Origin of the sequence: Nostoc sp., assembly GCF_036917135.1 — a bacterium.
GTDB lineage: Bacteria > Cyanobacteriota > Cyanobacteriia > Cyanobacteriales > Nostocaceae > Nostoc.
This window is the reverse complement of record NZ_JBALEA010000041.1, coordinates 68557-86735: the sequence shown is the minus strand read 5'-3', so window position 1 is coordinate 86735 and position 18179 is coordinate 68557. Positions and strand designations below refer to the sequence as shown.

The 18179-nt window shown below is 43.7% G+C and carries 11 protein-coding genes, 1 tRNA gene and 1 pseudogene; 8 read left to right on the top strand and 5 right to left on the bottom strand.

Features of this window, described 5'->3' with window-relative positions; all coding sequences use genetic code 11:
- The first annotated feature begins 345 nt into the window (after window positions 1-345).
- From V7K50_RS12705 to V7K50_RS12685, 5 genes are all read left to right on the top strand, one after another.
- Window positions 346-426: transfer RNA gene (locus V7K50_RS12705), tRNA-Leu, on the top strand.
- Window positions 427-671: 245 nt separating this feature from the next.
- Window positions 672-1325 (top strand): chorismate lyase, encoded by a 654-nt coding sequence (locus V7K50_RS12700; RefSeq protein WP_334960429.1) that lies wholly within the window; start codon window positions 672-674, stop codon window positions 1323-1325.
- Between the two features lie 371 nt (window positions 1326-1696).
- Entirely contained in the window at window positions 1697-3463 is a 1767-nt protein-coding gene (locus tag V7K50_RS12695; protein WP_334960428.1) for a DUF3352 domain-containing protein, read from the top strand.
- Between the two features lie 421 nt (window positions 3464-3884).
- A complete protein-coding gene (gene ccsB, locus V7K50_RS12690; RefSeq protein ID WP_334960426.1) occupies window positions 3885-4946 on the top strand; it encodes a c-type cytochrome biogenesis protein CcsB in 1062 nt (353 codons plus the stop codon).
- 252 nt (window positions 4947-5198) lie between these two features.
- Window positions 5199-5507 (top strand): KGK domain-containing protein, encoded by a 309-nt coding sequence (locus V7K50_RS12685; protein ID WP_179066929.1) that lies wholly within the window; start codon window positions 5199-5201, stop codon window positions 5505-5507.
- Window positions 5508-6287: 780 nt separating this feature from the next.
- Here V7K50_RS12685 and V7K50_RS12680 read toward each other — a convergent pair.
- Together V7K50_RS12680 and V7K50_RS12675 are read right to left on the bottom strand one after the other, a co-directional pair.
- Window positions 6288-11432: pseudogene (locus tag V7K50_RS12680) on the bottom strand (tetratricopeptide repeat protein); the annotation flags it as partial.
- Window positions 11433-11759, bottom strand: a complete 327-nt coding sequence (locus V7K50_RS12675; RefSeq protein WP_334960424.1) for a hypothetical protein — start codon at window positions 11757-11759, stop codon at window positions 11433-11435.
- 303 nt (window positions 11760-12062) lie between these two features.
- Here V7K50_RS12675 and V7K50_RS12670 point away from each other — a divergent pair, with 303 nt between their 5' ends.
- Complete coding sequence (locus tag V7K50_RS12670) at window positions 12063-12647, top strand: Npun_F5749 family FMN-dependent PPOX-type flavoprotein (protein ID WP_334960470.1); 585 nt, start codon at window positions 12063-12065, stop codon at window positions 12645-12647.
- 91 nt (window positions 12648-12738) lie between these two features.
- Here V7K50_RS12670 and cysE read toward each other — a convergent pair whose 3' ends face one another.
- From cysE to V7K50_RS12655, 3 genes are all read right to left on the bottom strand, one after another.
- Window positions 12739-13503: a serine O-acetyltransferase gene (gene cysE, locus V7K50_RS12665; protein WP_334960422.1), complete on the bottom strand. Its 765-nt coding sequence runs from the start codon at window positions 13501-13503 to the stop codon at window positions 12739-12741.
- Window positions 13504-13628: 125 nt separating this feature from the next.
- Window positions 13629-14120 (bottom strand): hypothetical protein, encoded by a 492-nt coding sequence (locus tag V7K50_RS12660; RefSeq protein ID WP_334960420.1) that lies wholly within the window; start codon window positions 14118-14120, stop codon window positions 13629-13631.
- A gap of 278 nt (window positions 14121-14398) precedes the next feature.
- A complete protein-coding gene (locus V7K50_RS12655; protein ID WP_334960418.1) occupies window positions 14399-16060 on the bottom strand; it encodes a DUF3352 domain-containing protein in 1662 nt (553 codons plus the stop codon).
- A gap of 159 nt (window positions 16061-16219) precedes the next feature.
- Between V7K50_RS12655 and V7K50_RS12650 the strand changes: the two genes are divergently transcribed.
- A complete protein-coding gene (locus V7K50_RS12650; protein WP_334804386.1) occupies window positions 16220-16552 on the top strand; it encodes a rhodanese-like domain-containing protein in 333 nt (110 codons plus the stop codon).
- 458 nt (window positions 16553-17010) lie between these two features.
- On the top strand, window positions 17011-18162 hold the full coding sequence (locus V7K50_RS12645; RefSeq protein WP_334960416.1) for an HrcA family transcriptional regulator: 1152 nt from the start codon (window positions 17011-17013) through the stop codon (window positions 18160-18162).
- The last annotated feature ends 17 nt before the right edge of the window (window positions 18163-18179 follow it).

The window sequence follows — 18179 nt, the reverse complement described above, 5'->3', positions numbered from 1 at the left end:
CTAAGCAAACTTGCATATTGCAGGCTTGCTGGTTCTACGGGTCTTACTAGACTAACAACATTGCTGCTGTAAGTCTTGGCTAGACTACCAAGCTGGTCTTTTGCGTGCATAGCCCGTCGTAGACATCGCTATAAAGCGGGCGGGTGCGCGATGGCTACGCCCGCCGCAGGCATCGCACCCCGCCGAATACAATAGCTCTACCCTTTTTAATATCACTCGTGATCTGCTAGATTTCTGTCAGTCTGATACCGCCTGGAGAAAATTTATATTTTTGAGCAAATTAATTTAGATATCACCTTACTATAATTATTTTCTTATGCTATAGTCTATGTTTAGATAAATCATGCGGATGTGGCGGAATTGGTATACGCGCACGCTTGAGGTGCGTGTGGCTTTGCCTTGGGAGTTCGAGTCTCCCCATCCGCATTTTGGCTTGTCTAAGCATAGGGTCAATAGTCACGGGTCAAAAAACCTTAGACTCTTGACCCTTAAATATGAATCTACCTTTAGTAATCTGTCAAGCGAACAATGCTTGGTTCGTAGTAAGCGCTAAAGCGCTTAAGTCAAGGACTAAACTCCTTACTACAAACTTATTTATCCAGCATAGTTGTCTTCACGGACTACTAGTTTTTTATGCTTTTATAGAGATAGATGAAGTTTTGTAAAAAGCATTGAGTATTATTTTTACGCCGACAAATAACCTAACACTGCCACCAGCTTGGCATCGCCTCACTCCGATTTGGCAAGGAGGGGAGGAAATAATTCAACAAAGTTTACCTCACACTCATCTCGCACCTGCTTGGCAGCTAATGCTTTTGGGTGACGGCTCTCCAACACGTCACTTAGAATTGCTCACAGGTGAACCTGTAGAAGTAGATGTCATTGATATGTCATTAATTGGCATGGATTTGGATGATGCTCCTGAGTTAATCCAAGCTGTCCCAGGTCCGCGACTACGGCGACAAGTATGGCTGCGTACTGCTTCTGGTCAGCGATTAGCCTATGCTACTTCATGGTGGGAAGCCAGTCATGTAGATGAGTATTTGCAAAACCGTTCATTACCAATTTGGGCGAGTTTAGCTCGTCTTCGTACAGAGTTGTATCGGGATGTTCGAGGAATTTACTACGGTGATTCATTGGCGTTACAGTCAGGTTTTGATGTAACTGGGTCTTTTTGGGGTCGCCATTACTTGTTTTGGCATCATGGACAGCCACTGACATTAATTTATGAAGTTTTTTCGCCTTATTTAACCAAATATTTGGGGCCTATGCAGTTAAGTGCTGTTAATGCTGAGGCTCCCGGGCACTCAATTAATCTAGGTTAGATAAAGTTAATACTAGAGATGGAAGCTCTGTAAATATAAGGTAGTGTGGGTTGCTGATGACTTGCAGCAATACCCAAGTTAGTTATATCCTCGAAGTGCTTGAAATGACAGATTTAACTCTCGGAGACTTGCCGATAAAGGCAACCGTTTAAAGGAAGTGTCCGGCGAAATTCAACAAAGCGTGTTAAAAAAGGTAACTAACCACGAAAAAACCACTTTGGAAACATTCGGGAAGGTTGATTACGGAAATACGATCAATGTTTAGGATCGAGAAATTTATGCAGTTAACTGTCCTAGATAACGAGAAACTTTCTGGTTAATTTAACCAATCAAGGAAGTAATGAGTTTGCAAGTATGAGGTATAGGTTTCAATGGCACTGCCTCTTGTGTCTGTCCCAATGAAGAAAAATAAGAAACCGTCTCTGGTGCTGACGCTTTCGGCTGCTGGGTTGTTGATTGGTGCGGGAAGTGCAGCATACTGGTTGTTAACTCAGAGACAACTATCTTCTAGCGATTTGCTAGTAGGTGCAAATATTATTCCCGGTGATGCCCTGTTTGCGGTTTCTCTGACAACAGATCCCCAGCAGTGGCAGCAATTGCGGCAGTTTGGGACAAGAGAAACCCAAGCAGAACTGGACAAAAATTTAGTAGAATTGCGCGATCGCTTTCTGACTAATAATGGTTACGACTTCCAGAAAGATATCGCTCCTTGGGTAGGCAATGACGTGACGATCGCAATTCTTGCCCCAGCGATCGGCAATAAACCTGCACCCAAACCAGTTACCACCAATGAAGATGCTGATAACGATCAGCAGTCGATGGTAATGGTATTGCCAGTGAAAAACCCAGAAATCGCCAAAAGCATTTTGGCACAACCCAAAGCCCTTAAACAAGGCAAATGGATTGACCGTACTTATGAAGGGATCGCCATCAAACAAAGTGAGGGACAAGCAGGGGAAAACTTCTCGGCGGCATTACTAGATGGACGTTTTTTAGTGATCACTGATAGTCCCAAAGCCACAGAACGAGCGATCGATGCATACAAAAATAAAACATCTCTAGCCACAACCGGGGGCTTTGCTGAGAATTTCCTAAAAATTGCCAACTACCAACCCTTTGCCCAGTTTTATGTAAATGTGCCAACAGCAGCCAAAATAGCCGCAACTTCTCCAAACCACCCTTTACCTGCTCAAGTTTTGGCTCAACTGCAAAATAACCAAGGTTTAGCGGGGACAATGACCTTAGAGCCAGAAGGAATCCGCTTCAAGGGCGTTTCTTGGTTAAACCCTAATAGTCAACGTGTCCTGGCGGTGGAAAACAAAGCGGGTCAAATGCAAAGCCGCGTACCTGCGGATACCTTGATGATGCTATCTGGCGGTAACTTACAGAGGTCTTGGGGAGACTATGTTTTAACATCTCAGGGAAATCCTTTGTCGCCGATGGCACCAGAAAAGCTGCGAGGTGGTGTAAAATCTCTGCTCAATCTCGATTTAGATAAGGATTTGCTCAGTTGGATGAAAGGGGAATTTTCCTTATCATTGATTCCTAGTACTCCAAAAGCAGGTTCACCAGATGATTTTCGTGCGGGTTTGGTGTTTATGGTACAGGCAAGCGATCATAACTCAGCTGAAACATCCATAAAACAGCTCGATGATGTGATGAGAAATCAATACCAATTCCAAGTCCAAGCGGGGAAAGTGGCAGATAAACCCGTTGTTAACTGGGTTTCACCTTATGGTACGTTAACTGCTACCCACGGCTGGTTAGATGAAGATGTCGCCTTTCTGGTAGTGGGCGCTCCCATCACTGATAAAATTGTTCCCAAACCCAATAACACACTAGCTAGCACTCTTCCATTCCAACAAACAGTTCCTACAGAACCAAATCCGACAAATGGCCAATTCTTTCTGGATGTTGAACGAACTGTGAAAAATTTCCCTTTACCACCTCTAATTCCCAATCAACAAACTTTGCTAGATGCAACTCGCTCAATTGGGATGACATCTGCTGTCAGCGACAATCGCAGTAACATCTACGACATTTTTATAGCACTGAAAAAAGTTACTAACATGACTACATTGCCTAGTCCAGAAAGCAATAAAAGCACTTCTGCGACACCATCTGCGACTTCTCCATAACACCAATTGGAAAAGTTAAGAGTTTGGAGAGACGGGGAGCACCCAATGAGAGCTTAAATGTTTTCCCTCACCCCCAGCCCCTCTCCCATGTTTGGGAGAAGGGGTTAGGGGATGAGGGACATCAAGGTTTTTGCACATTTGGGATGCTCCCGAGAGATGCGATTAATCGCGTCTGTACGTTAGGAGTTGTACCAATTCTCAAAAATCTTGCTATGTCTAAATCTTCGCGTCTGGTGTGTTTTTATCTCAGAGCAATATCATCTGTAGCAACCGGAAAATGAAATGGGATTAAAAAACTTTAATTCATAACTCTTAACTTCTTACTCTAACTTTAACTTTCTCCTGTGCTATGACCCTGTAAGCAGATAGGATCAGAATAGTCAGAATCGATATTTTAAATCACTCGCGGAGAGAAGACTTTATGAATCTGGTTGTACTCCAGAACTGGCTGGACAATGCCTCCTTTGCCATATTATTCCTGACAATGCTGGTGTATTGGGGAGGAGCGGCTTTTCCGAATGTGCCTTATCTAGCCGCTTTGGGGACAGCTGGAATGGCGATCGCAAATTTGTGTATAGCTACTCTATTAGGGGCACGATGGATCGAAGCTGGTTACTTTCCCTTAAGTAATCTCTATGAATCTCTATTTTTCTTAACTTGGGGAATTACCGCAGTCCATCTGATTGCCGAAAATAGTAGCCGTAGCCGCTTAGTAGGAGTTGCGACGGCTCCAGTGGCGATGGCGATCGCAGCTTTTGCTACTATGACACTACCATCCCAGATGCAAACGTCAGAACCCCTAGTACCTGCCTTGAAGTCAAATTGGCTGATGATGCATGTCAGCGTCATGATGTTGAGTTATTCCGCTTTGATGGTGGGTTCATTATTAGCGATCGCTTTCTTAATTGTGACTCGCGGTCAAAATATCCAACTACAAGGCAGTTCTGTTGGGACTGGTGGCTATCGCAGCAACGGCTACCGCTTGCACAAAGCATCCGAACTAATTTCTCAACTACCAACCCCTGCTGTTGAAAATAACGGCTTTGCCCGTTTTGAAAGTAGTAGCAATGGCAACGGTAACGGTAATACTGCTGTTTTGGATTTAGTAACTACCCCTGAATCTCAAGCTGTAGCATCTGCTGAACCTCTTTCACCCCAGCGCCTTAGCCTCGCCGAAACCCTCGACAACATCAGCTATCGCATCATCGGACTAGGATTTCCCCTACTGACAATTGGCATCATTGCCGGTGGGGTTTGGGCTAACGAAGCCTGGGGTTCCTACTGGAGTTGGGACCCTAAAGAAACTTGGGCATTAATTACCTGGTTAGTCTTCGCCGCGTACCTTCACGCCAGAATTACTCGCGGTTGGCAAGGGCGGAGTCCCGCAATTTTAGCCTCGACGGGCTTGATTGTCGTTTGGGTTTGCTATCTCGGTGTGAATCTTTTGGGTAAAGGTTTGCATTCTTATGGTTGGTTTTTCTAAGAACCTCACGAAGAGAGTACTGAGTATTTTTCTTTTACTTATAACTCAGCACTGAGTAGGGGCAATTCATGAATTGACCCTACCTGAAAATCGACTAATGACTAAATCGGCGGGCAGCTATCCCAGACACTTTGAAGGGATGGGATTTCCGCCGATTTTTCTTGAGTAGCACTAAATCTATAAAATCATTATTTTATTTCGGATGAACTGTTATATCTCTCGAAAATATAGGTTTAGTGACAGGAGATTTTTATGGAAGATGGATTCGAGAGACTAAATCACGATGAAGTTGTGTCTATAGAACCAGACACTTTTAATAAGTTAAATATTGCTAAAACTTTTAAAGTCCGTGATTTGATTACAGCAATTAAGGAATATATTGGAGCGGAAGAGACAGACGAAGTAAATTTGTATACTCAAGGATTAAATTGTGAGGTTTTGCAATTTAGTACTCAGGGATGGAAAAAAGGAAAAGTTAGACTTGCTTTAGAATTTTGTTCTGATGAATCTGAGTCACCACTTGATGAAATTTTTCAGAAACTCAAACAAGTGGAAAATTAATATCCAATGAACAAAAGATCCCCACCTTCTTAAAGAAGGTGGGGATCTGAGCTTCTTGATATTTGCAAATAAAATAGTATTTGCTGAATTGCTATCAACATTCATTAATAAAATAAAGCATAACAATTGCGTAGACGCAAAGCGGCTTGTCGTTAGACATCGCTCGGCATAGATTCTGATTTAATCTAAGAGGATGTTTGAAAAGTTTTTTTTATACGCCTAACCCTTGGAGATCCCCCTAAATCCCCCTTAAAAAGGGGGACTTTGATTGATTCAGGTTCCCCCCTTTTTAAGGGGGGTTAGGGGGGATCTAGAAGTGCCTAAAATTACAGCCGACCACTTTTAACACATCCTCTAAAAACATTCTGCTACATTAACAAAGTTCACAACGAAGCTCCGAAGTTCATCAACAAAGCTCTGAGGTTCACGAATGAAGCTCAAAGGTTCATTAACGAAGCTCAAAGGTTCATTAATGGAGTTCAAAGACTCTCGCGCGAGTATCAAAGACTCGTCCACGAGTATCAAAGACTCATTCACGAGTATCAAAGACTCATTCACGAGTATCAAAGACTCATTCACGAGTATCAAAGACTCGCTCACGAGTATCAAAGACTCGCTCACGAGTATAAAAGACTCTCGCGCGAGTATCAAAGACTCGCTCACGAGTATCAAAGACTCGCTCACGAGTATCAAAGGCTCATTACAGCAATTTTCATTTATTTAAACCACACTCTCGCCTTCTTCTCTGCGCCTCTGCGTGAGACAAAAATCTTTCAGTAATTACGAATTACGCATTACCCTATCAAGACTTGCACTCACACTTTCAGCATCCGGTGACTTCAATCGCTGCAAAATCTCTAAAGCTGGTTGCAAATAGGATATCGCTTTAGTGTATTCACCCTGTTGTTCTGCCAAATCTCCTAGCCACCACAGAGTCATTGCCTTGTCTTGGACATTACCAATGCGTTCTTTTATTTCCAAAGACTGATTGAAAAGTGCGATCGCTTCATCTACATTCCCTTTATTAGCGTAGATATGTCCCAGATTGTGCAACGTCGCGGCTTTACCTGCGACATTTCCAATGCGTTCTGTTATTTCCAAAGACTGATTGAAAAGTGCGATCGCTTCATCCACTTCCCCTTTGTTGGCGTAGATACCCCAGCCATTGCAACGTCGCCGCTTTGGTTTGGACATCCCCAATACGTTCACTTATTTCCAAAGATTGATTGAAAAGTGCGATCGCTTCATCTATTTCCCCTTTGTTGGCGTAGATATTTGCTATGTTATGCAACGTTAGTGCTTTCCAATAAGCATCACCAATACGTTCAAAAACTTTTAGGCACTCATGGTAAAGTGCGATCGCTTCATCCACATCCCCTTTGTTGGCGTAGATATTTCCCAGACATTGCAACGTCCATGCTTTGCCTTGAACATCATCAATTCGTTGAGTTATTTCCAAAGACTGATTGAAAAGTGCGATCGCTTAATCCACTTCCCCTTTGTTGGCGTAGATAATTCCCAGACATTGCAACGTCGCCACTTTACCTTGGACATCTCGAATGCGTTCTTTTATTTCTAAAGACTGATTGAAAAGTGCGATCGCCTCATCCACTTCCCCTTTGTTGGCGTAGATACTCCAGACAGTGCAACGTCGCCGCTTTAGTTTTCACATCTCCAATGCGTTCACTTATTTCCAAAGACTGATTGAAAAGTGCGATCGCTTCATCCACTTCCCCTTTATCGGCGTGGAGAATTGCCAGTTGGTGCAACGTCGCCGCTTTACCTTGGACATTTCCAATGCGTTTTGTTATTTGCAAAGACTGATTGTAGAGTGCGATCGCTTCTTCTACTTCCCCTTTTTTGGCGTAGATACTTGCTATATTATGCAACGTTAGTGCTTTCCAATAAACATCACCAATACGTTCAAAAACTTCCAAGCACTCATGGTAGAGCGCGATCGCTTCATCCACATCCCCTTTGTTGGCGTAGATGTTTCCCAGTTCGTGCAACGTCGCCGCTTTGCCTTGGACATTACCAATGCGTTCATTTCTTTCCAAAGACTGATTGTAGAGTGCGAGCGCTTCATCCACATCCCCTTTATTGGCGTAGATAGCTGCTAGATTGTGCAACGTCGCCGCATTGGTTTGGACATGACCAATGCGTTCTGTTATTTGCAAAGACTGATTATAGAGTGCGATCGCTTCATCCACTTCCCCTTTCTTGGCGTAGAGAATTGCCAGTTCGTGCAACGTCGCCGCTTTGACTCGCACATCACCAATGCGTTCACTTATTTCCAAAGACTGATTGAAAAGTGCGATCGCTTCATCCACTTCCCCTTTATTGGCGTGGATTATTCCCAGTTCGTGCAACGTCGCCGCTTTGCCTTGGACATTACCAATGCGTTCATATATTTCCAAAGACTGATTGAAAAGTGCGATCGCTTAATCCACTTCCCCTTTGTTGGCGTAGATAAATGCCAATTCGTCCAACGTCACCGCTTTGCCTTGGACATTGCCAATGCGTTCAAATATTTCCAAAGACTGATTGAAAAGTGCGATCGCTTCATCCACTTCCCCTTTATTGGCGTACATATATCCCAGACAGTGCAACGTCGCCGCTTTGGTTTGGACATCACCAATGCGTTCTGTTATTTCCAAAGACTGATTGTAGAGTGCGATCGCTTCATCCACTTCCCCTTTGTCGGCGTAGATACTCCAGAAAGTTCAACGTCGCCGCTTCGCCTTGGATATTACCAATGCGTTCATTTATTTCCAAAGACTGATTGAAAAGTGCGATCGCTTCATCCACATCCCCTTTGTTGGCGTAGATAATTCCCAGACAGTGCAACGTCGCCGCTTTGCCTTGGACATTTCCAATGTGTTCAGTTATTTCCAAAGACTGATTGAAAAGTGCGATCGCTTCAGCCACATCCCCTTTGTTGGCGTAGATAATTCCCAGTTCGTGCAACGTCGCCGCTTTGGTTCGGACATTACCAATGCGTTCAGTTATTTCCAAAGACTGATTGAAAAGTGCGATCGCTTCATCCACATCCCCTTTGTTGGCGTAGATAATTCCCAGTTCGTGCATTGTCGCCGCTTTGGTTTGGACATTACCAATGCGTTCAGTTATTTCCAAAGACTGATTGAAAAGTGCGATCGCTTCATCCACATCCCCTTTGTTGGCGTAGATAATTCCCAGTTCGTGCATTGTCGCCGCTTTGGTTCGGACATTACCAATGCGTTCAGTTATTTCCAAAGACTGATTGAAAAGTGCGATCGCTTTATCTACTTCCCCTTTGTTGGCGTAGATAATTCCCAGTTGGTGCAACGTCGCCGCTTTGCCTTGGACATCACCAATGCGTTCAAATATTTCCAAAGACTGATTGAAAAGTGCGATCGCTTCATCCACTTCCCCTTTGTTGGCTTTTAGTATCCCAAAATGATGATAAATTGATGCCAATTCTGTTTTGTCTTCTGTGGGACAAAGATTTAAAGCTTGTTGGTAATAGTTTAATGCTTGCTCAACCTCACCCATTTGGTGTTTACAATAAGCAATTTCTCTAAGAACACTATGGTTTTTAGTAATTTCTAAGGTTGATTTGCACAGATGTATCGCTTCCCGAAATCGACTTTTTTGCTGCAAGTGTCCCGCCAATGAACTAGCTATTTTCGCCGCAATCTCTTCATCCTTCCCCAACAAAGCCAAGCGATGAATTTCTAACTCTTGTGCTTCCGTAGAACTTTCCGCCTCTTCCCACCACAGACGATACAAAATTTGTGCAGCTTGTTTATACAACTCTTCACCCTTGGGGTTTTCTGGAAAATCTAGCAACGGTGACAAAATCCGGGGAACACGATACAACCTCTCTGTGTTGTTGGTGAGGGTAACTTCCAACAAACCCAAAATTTCAGCGCGTTGAATATGACTTTCCCAACTTGAGATATCCTCGCAAATCGGGTCAATAGCGGCTTGAGGAACAGGTAACTCATACACCAACAACTTACCCAGCATTTGACGCAAAGCTGGAATTTGCTGCTTCAGCAATTCCTGTGCCAAAATATCCTCACGAAACTTCTCTTCCGCATCTGCCATCTTTTGCAGAATCATCTCAACTCCCCTCTCGGCTTCCAGCGACTTGGGGGAATTTTGCAAAATCTTATCTAACCATTCCAACAGCCGAGGATTTCCATCTGCTGCTTTTTTGGCACGTTCAGACAATTCTGGCTGAAATTGCCAACTGCCATTAAACGAATCCAGACGTTTATACTTTTTAATTAAATCTGCCTTATCCAAAGCACCCAGATGTTCGCGGTACAGACGATGATTCAGTTCCGACAAAGTGAAATTGTAGCGACAGGTAATAATTACCTTGTGGGGAAGTTGGGAATTTTGCATCGCCTTCAGCAACGCCAGCAGTACATCCACAACTTGTGGTTGCAAGACATAAACCCCATTGCGTAAATCCAAATTAGCCTCAAAGTCATCCAGCATAAAGGCAAAGCGCTGTTCTTTGGTATTCAGTCCTTCCGTGAAAAACTTGGTGAGGCGCTGCATCAAGGGTAACTTGCCATTGAGAATTTCATGCCCCCGTTCCGAGGTACATTGTTCAGCAAGGGTTTTGAGCAGTTTGTCCTCATCCAGTTGCCGAAAGTTCACCAGCCTGTGATAGCCAACCATCCTTTCCAGAAGTCGCGCCGTCACAGTACTCTTACCCACACCCCCTAGTCCGTGAATTAGTACCCCTAATGAAGTGCGAATTGCTTTGAGACAACGTTGCAAAGTCCGCCGTCTCCCAACAAACTCAGAGGGTTTCGCCACCCGCACCTGTTGGGTATCGGGATCTAAAAACTGTTGGTATGCAGGTTCCGGCGCTGAGGGTGGCAAATCTCCCAACACTTCCACCAACGCACCGGGACATTCTCCCTGGACATATAACCGCAACAAATGCCAGTCACGCACATTCTGTTTAAACAACTGCTGGTAAGTGCTAGCGAGTGCTTGTGCTAATTGATATCCGGCTGCCAACTTGCCGTAGAGGTGCGCGGCGGCGGCTGTAGCTGTCCGATCTTCCACAGGCCGCCCCCAACTTAAAACCGCCCTAGCGCCTTGTGCAATTAGCGCCTCAGCCATTGAAGGGACAGCCCCTTTATCTGGTGCTTGTCCAGTCCGACACCCAGATAAAAACACCAACTTGGGAAAGCGAAACCGAAAGACTTCCGCCAGTTCTGCGGCTGTGGTTTCGTAGCGTTCCCCGATTTCTGTCTCAGTAATAAAGTAAGGCGTGTAAGGTGCTGCATCTTTAATTGAGGCGTGTCCTGTGAGGTGAAACACATCAAAGTCATCAAGATAGCGACTCCACACCTTACCCAACTCGCTAACGCAACCGCTTTCTTCCACCCGCAAATCTACAGCAAAATCTCGCGTATCAGCCAGAATTCTCGCTTCTTCCTGTTCAAACTCTAACTTTGGTTGCACATCTTCCGGGTCGGTTGCCATAAACAATACTCGCAATTGTCGTGCTTCCACAGAAAACGCTGACGTTTCTTTTTCAATCCAGCGCAGAGGTAACACCACTGGATTAACCCGCTTGACCAAAAAATCCACACCATCATGCAGCACTTCCCAAGGTAGATGTGCCAATTTTTTATCAGTATCAATGGCAATTACCAACCCTTCACCGCGACAGTTAGCAATTCCCCGACTCAACCACCGTCCATCCCCATCCAACCAAAAAAATAACTGCTTCCCCATTCCTCGTAAATCAGGCAGCAGTTTATAATAATCGCGATCGCCTTGCTTGAGTAAATCAGCGATTTCTGCCAATTTCAGGCGACGTGATTCATAGTGCTTTATTTGAGGTAGCCAATACCTGAGTTCAACTGTTTCCTGCGTACATTCCCGAAGTTGAATGCGGATAGTTTGCACTTATTTGCTGATAGCTTTGAGGATTTCCGTGATTTCCTCTATGGTAGCTTCTTCAAGTAAAATCCTGTTTCCAGTATCAGGGTCAAGAATTATCACATCAAAATGTTTTCCTGGATGAGATTGATGCCATTCTTGATACCATTTGCGAATTTGTTCAGCTAAAGCCGCAACACCACCCACAATGCCGATAATGGTAGCAACAGCTGCTATTGTTCCCTCTCTTTGCGTCGGTACTTCATAGCTTCCCGATATTCCAGGAATTTCTAGCAAAGCCTCGGCTGCTGCTGGTGCGCCTTCACCCTCAATACCGACTTGAATTTCTGCCATTAAATCACCTACGAATTTATATAAGATTCTGTATATTATGCGTTGAATTAGGGATAAGGTTCACACAGAGAGGATTGCAAAATTATTTACTTAGTGTTGGCGACTTCCAATAAATAAATTACCCAATCTTGTGGGGTGGGCATCTTGCCCGCCTTTGTATACGGGCGGGCGAGACGCCCACCCCACAAGAAGTAGTTGAGTATTTTTTTATTTGGAAGTCCCTTGTACCAATTGTCTAAAATAAGGCAACAGATGCAAACCTGGAAACCCAGATTTAATCTGACTTTTACGAATTATATTAATATGTCTCTTGCTCCTTGGCGAGGTGCGATCGCCCATGCACTCCATCGCAACCGCAGTCTTGTTTATGCCCGTTATCTGCAACTAGCAACGCTACAAGCCAATGGTCGCCCCGCTAATCGTACCCTAGTCTTTCGCGGCTTTCTAGAAGATACAAACCAGCTAAAATTTATCACCGATAACCGTAGCGCCAAAGCCGACCAGATACAACAACAACCTTGGGCAGAAGTTTGCTGGTACTTTCCCAATACACGAGAACAATTCCGCATCACAGGTTGTTTGACCCTGATAAGCGGTGATGATTTTCACCAAGTTTTACAGCCAGCCCGAATCGCAATGTGGCAAGAATTAAGTGATGCGGCGCGTTTACAGTTTGCTTGGCCCCATCCTGGTAAACCCAGAGTAAAAACCCCAGAAGCTTTTGCACCACCAGCACCCGAACCCGTGCAGCCAGTACCTAATTTTTGTCTACTGCTACTCGATCCGGTGGAGGTAGATCACTTAGAATTACGCGGCGAACCACAAAATCGATGTCTTTACCACCGTGATGACCAGCAAGAATGGTCTAGCCAAGCAATTAATCCTTAAATATTGTCAATTATGAGTTTGGAGTTGGAAGGTGCAAACCTGACATTTATGATTTTTATTCCTCACTCCTCACTCTTAACTACTCACTTTTTTAAATGCCCGCACCATCTAGAAATTCTTGGATGGTCTTATCCTTGAGGTTGCACCAGCGAGTATCGTGGGTTAGTTCATCCTCTTTGGTGACTAAACAACCCACTAAAACAGGAGTTTTTGCAGAAGAGTTGGTGCGCTGAAGAGTTTGTATTTGTTCTTCCAACGCCTCAATCCGGTCTACTAAAGCACGAATTACTTGAGCTTCTGAATCTGGTAAGTTATTGTGTTCAAGAGGTGAAACCCGAACTCCAGAACGATACATGATGCGCCCAGGCACCCCTACCACAGTACAGTCTGAAGGCACATCCCTGAGAACAACAGACCCAGCGCCAATACGGACATTATTACCAATTTGGATATTGCCTAGTACCTTCGCTCCAGCGCCGACTACCACATTTTCCCCCACAGTTGGATGGCGCTTGCCACATTCTTTACCAGTACCCCCAAGGGTGACACCTTGATAAATTAGGGCATAGTCTCCCACGATCGCAGTTTCACCAATTACTACACCCATGCCGTGGTCAATAAACACACTTTGCCCAATTGTTGCCCCAGGGTGGATTTCAATTCCAGTGAAAAACCGAGCCAAGTGAGAAATCAGGCGCGGAATAAAGGGAAGACCAATAGTATACAGCCAGTGAGCCAGCCTATGGAATAGCAGGGCTTGCAAACCAGGGTAACAAAATAAAACTTCCAACCAGTTACGGGCAGCTGGGTCACGTTCAAATATGATACGAAAGTCAGCACGCAGTATAGATAGCACGAGATAGCACCCTCGGAAAGCACAACAAGCTACTCTCCCATATTATCCTCTCAGGTGTTACACGTAAAAATTGGGAATGGGGCATTGGGCATGGGACATGAATTTTTCCCAATTCCTAACTCCCATCATTGCTGCTCTACTTTCAGAGTATAATCCCGCTTGACTCCAGGATTAAATGTACCTACCCAAATCCGATAGGTGCCACTTTTCCAGTTGCGATCGCTAATGCTAGCATCTTTACTTTTACCAGTGTCATCGCCGCAACGAATTGTAGTTTTATCTGGGCCTTGGATGAGTAAAGTCGTGTCATTGTTATTGCTATCAACTTTTATTGTTAGCTGGGAAAAGTCCTTTTCCAAAACCATAATGTGATCTGGATTGGGATCGGCAAAGCCAATACAGGCTTTTTGATCGCGATCGCGGTTACTAATGGCAGACAATGAATAAGAACCGCCTGTAAACCCTTGCATTGTTCCTTGTGCTGGATTAAAGTTTGTTGATAAATTTAAAGTGCCAAAATTTGCTGTCTCTGCTATTACAGGGGTAGCTGTGATGGCGGTAAGTATAGCCAACAGCCAAGAGCCACAAAACTGAAGTCGGGGGCGACAGTATTTCATAGTAGCCCTCCAACAGGCTTTTATAGTAGTTATATATACATATTCTAATGAAAAAATTCCAGTGAAATTTCAGTTGGTTGTGCCACATTAAAATGTGCCACAAGTCATGGCTTTGAAAGCACCCAGCTAATTGCTGTGCCAGTAGCTAGTACCTATCGAAAGATTACAAATAAAAATAGCAAATACTAGAGAAAATTTAGGTAAATATCATAGGGTAAGAAAGTGTAGAAGGTAGAAAATAATTTTTTACCTTCTACACTTGAGCTTTTATGAAAATCTCATGAACTATGGAGTTTAAAAAAAACACCACCTTTAAGCGATCGCGTGTCAGTTCCATAACTACTAACTGTGAGCGATCGCAGATTATTAAAAAATGGTTTGCCTAAAACTTCCACTAGTTGGAGAATCGGTACTTGGCGCTCTAAAAAATTCTGGCTCTTTGTCCAGTCAAGATATATATAGCCTTGGTTTGGTAAGGGAATTGCAGCGATACTATCTTTGAAATTGGGATTGTCAATTATGGAATTATCCTTGGTTGTAAGAATTTTATCCATCGTCTCTAAGTCAGAGGTGAAAATTTCATAATTTCCTAAAGTTGTATGCAATCCCCGTACTTTTGTTTCAATGCTGAAAGTTGCTCCTTCTTTAACATCACTTTTTTTTGTAGCCGTGGTTAATTCTGTCCATGCAGAGATTTTTTGCTGATCTATAGTTAAGGGATTGATACTGAGTCCATTGGATGAAGCGATCGCATCTAAACGAGCAACGCCTTTTTCTACACCTTCAGATTTTTCCACCACAAAAATCCAATGAGGTGTTGTTTGCTCTTTCTCTGGTAACAATGCAATGGCATATTCTCCTTGTACCCAGCTAAAAATATCCTCTGGTAAGTTTATACCCCAGCCTTTTTGAACATCCGCCAAAGGTTTTGCTAGCCGCGAAATCACATCTTCCCCAGAACCATATAGAGTTGCTGTTGTTTGTCTCCAGAGTTTAGTTAAATCACTGTCAGCCAAATTACTCAAATTTGAGCCGGAAATTGCTAAACCTGCTGATGCTGGAATATATCGCAATGCTCCCACAGGCTTAGATAGCGGTGCAGATGGAGGGACAATTTCTGATGAAGTCAGAAAGGTGGTTTCTGCTAGCAATCCTTTGGGATTTAACGCCAAGGATATGATTTGGCTATTATAAAGTTGTTCTGGTAACTCCAACCCTTGCCATTTTGCCACAATGGGAAGATTCAAGAAAGCTACAGCTAAACCCCCTTTGGGCAATTCTTTGGTAGCTTTTTGGTATTCGGCAGAGCTAGTCAAATTCAGATCGGGCGCTTGGACGTTATTAATCGCATCTCGCAATACTTTAAGATCGTTGGCAAATAACATAAAGCCTTCGCCAACAACAGCACCAGCAAGTAACTCTTGTTCTGGTTGAGAATTGTCAGAAATCAGCTTTATGCCTTTGTATTGTTCAACAGCTAAGTTTGCTCCAGATAACGCCCGTTTGGAAAATAACAACTCAACAAACTCGCGGCTTTTCTCGGGTTGCTTGGTTGCTAGTGCCAACAGATACCCTGGCTGCTGTCCGTTTTCTAAGTCTCGATCAATATCTAAGGTAGTGATTGCTAATGTAATTTCGTTCCCTAACCAGGGTTGAATGTCTTGTTTGTAATCTATGCCACTCTTGGCGAATAAACTGGTTTTGAGTTTAGATAGTTCCTCTTCCCGCTCCAACACCTGTAAACTGTCAGGATTGGCCAGTAATGAAACCATTACAGGGGAAAGTTTCGACACGAATATGGCTGCACCAGGCTGGGAGGTAGAAGCAATAAGGTTAGCCGGACTTTTGGTGAAAAACCAGTAAAAACTTGCGATCGCAATTACTAGCAGTGCGATCGCCCCAGCGACGATAAAACCGATAGATGAACGTTGTCTATTCACATCAAACCTATTAAAAAAGACGATTTACAGCCATTTAAGCAGAAAGCCTAGCAAAATTAATCAACCCTCTTAAGAATGGATGCTGATGTCAAGGCAGAGATTTTCTGTCACCATAAATAGTGTTAGGACTGTTTACGAAAACCTCATGACAGGGAACTGATGAACCAAATTAGTGTAGAAGAACTGGCGCAACGTCTTTCTTCTAGTGATGCAAGTATTCAGCTAGTAGATGTGCGTGAACCAGAAGAATTGGCGATCGCTAGCATTGAGGGCTTTGTCAACTTACCTCTGAGTCAATTTGCCGAATGGGGAGATCAAGTACCTACCCTCTTCAATCCCCAAGCTGAAACCCTTGTCCTATGCCACCACGGTATCCGCTCTGCCCAAATGTGCCAGTGGTTGATTGCTCAAGGTTTTACAAACGTGCAAAATATTTCGGGTGGTATTGATGCCTATTCTTTATTAGTAGACCCTTCAATTCCCAAATATTAGCTTTTGCTCAGATGGAAGTCACTCTTCCATCTGGCTTTTGCTATACTAAAAGAAGTAGTACATCACTTGAGATGCTTGCCGGAAAGCTTGGAATTTTGGCATTAACTACATCTGCACAAAAATTTTCTACTGGTTAAAATCATACTTCAGCATTATCCCGTGCAAAAAAATACGTATCTAATAATACTGTTGCAAGTGAAAATTTGTGCGAAAGTACGGTTATAAAGAAGCATCCTATGGGTACATTATAATTAGCAGTTTTTACCAGAAAAATTTTACCTTATATTTCAAGCGTAATCTGAAAAAATACTGTACGTATATCAAGTTTAAAAATACTTATCATAAGATAGTTATATAATTTGCTATCTTAATCAATTATTAATATTTTCTGTTTTCGATTAAATCTCCGAATTTTGTCAGAGTTTGATTAAAATTTGCCTTCAGCAAAACATACCATAATGGAAGTTCAGTTAACAAATCGACAACAGCATATACTTTGGGCAACGGTACGTCACTACATTGCTACGGCAGAGCCAGTTGGTTCAAAGGCTTTAGTCGAGGAGTACGATCTAGGTGTAAGCTCCGCGACAATTCGCAATGTGATGGGCGTTTTAGAAAAGTCTGGATTGCTCTACCAACCACACGCTTCTGCTGGACGTGTACCCTCAGATTCAGGCTATCGCATTTATGTTGACCAGCTAATGACACCTTCTCTGCATTCGCGCAGCGTGTCGCAGACAGACGCTACGCGTAGCTTGCTTCCGCGAGGTGGTACGGAAACTTTAGGGCGAGAAGTAGAATTAGCACTGCAAAAGCATCTCCAATGGGAAGATCGGAGTTTAGAAACCTTACTGCAAGGAGCCGCACAAATTTTAGCAACCTTGAGTGGTTGTATTAGCTTGATCACTCTACCGCAAACTACTACAGCGCTATTGCGACATCTGCAATTAGTGCAAATTGAAGCAGGGCGGATCATGCTGATTGTGGTGACTGATGGTTATGAAACACATTCCAAGTTGATGGATTTGTCGCCAACACCGGAAGAAACAGAACGAGATTCTGAGGTAATCGATCGCGAGTTGCAGATTGTTTCTAACTTTTTGAATAGCCACTTGCGGGGGCGAAGTCTGTTGGAATTAGCCTATCTCAACTGGAGCGAACTAGATCAAGAGTTCCAACGCTACGGGGAATTTTTGAAAAATTCAGTAGCTGAATTGACTCGTCGAACTCTTGCGCCGACTGCAACCCAAATTATGGTTCGGGGTGTGTCAGAAGTTTTGCGCCAGCCAGAATTTTCCCAGTTACAGCAAGTACAAACCATTATCCACCTGTTGGAAGAAGAACAAGACCAACTATGGCGATTAATATTTGAGGAGACAGAGCACGAGGATGCAGGTAAACCAAAGGTAACGGTTCGCATTGGCGCAGAAAATCCTCTAGAACCGATACGCACCTGCACCTTGATTTCTTCCAACTATCGCCGAGGTTCTATACCCGTAGGAAGTGTGGGAGTTTTAGGGCCAACGCGCCTAGATTATGAAGGTGCGATCGCAGTCGTAGCATCTGCTGCCGATTACCTCTCAGAAGCTTTCAGTTATTTCAATCCTTAAATCCTATCAGATGAGAT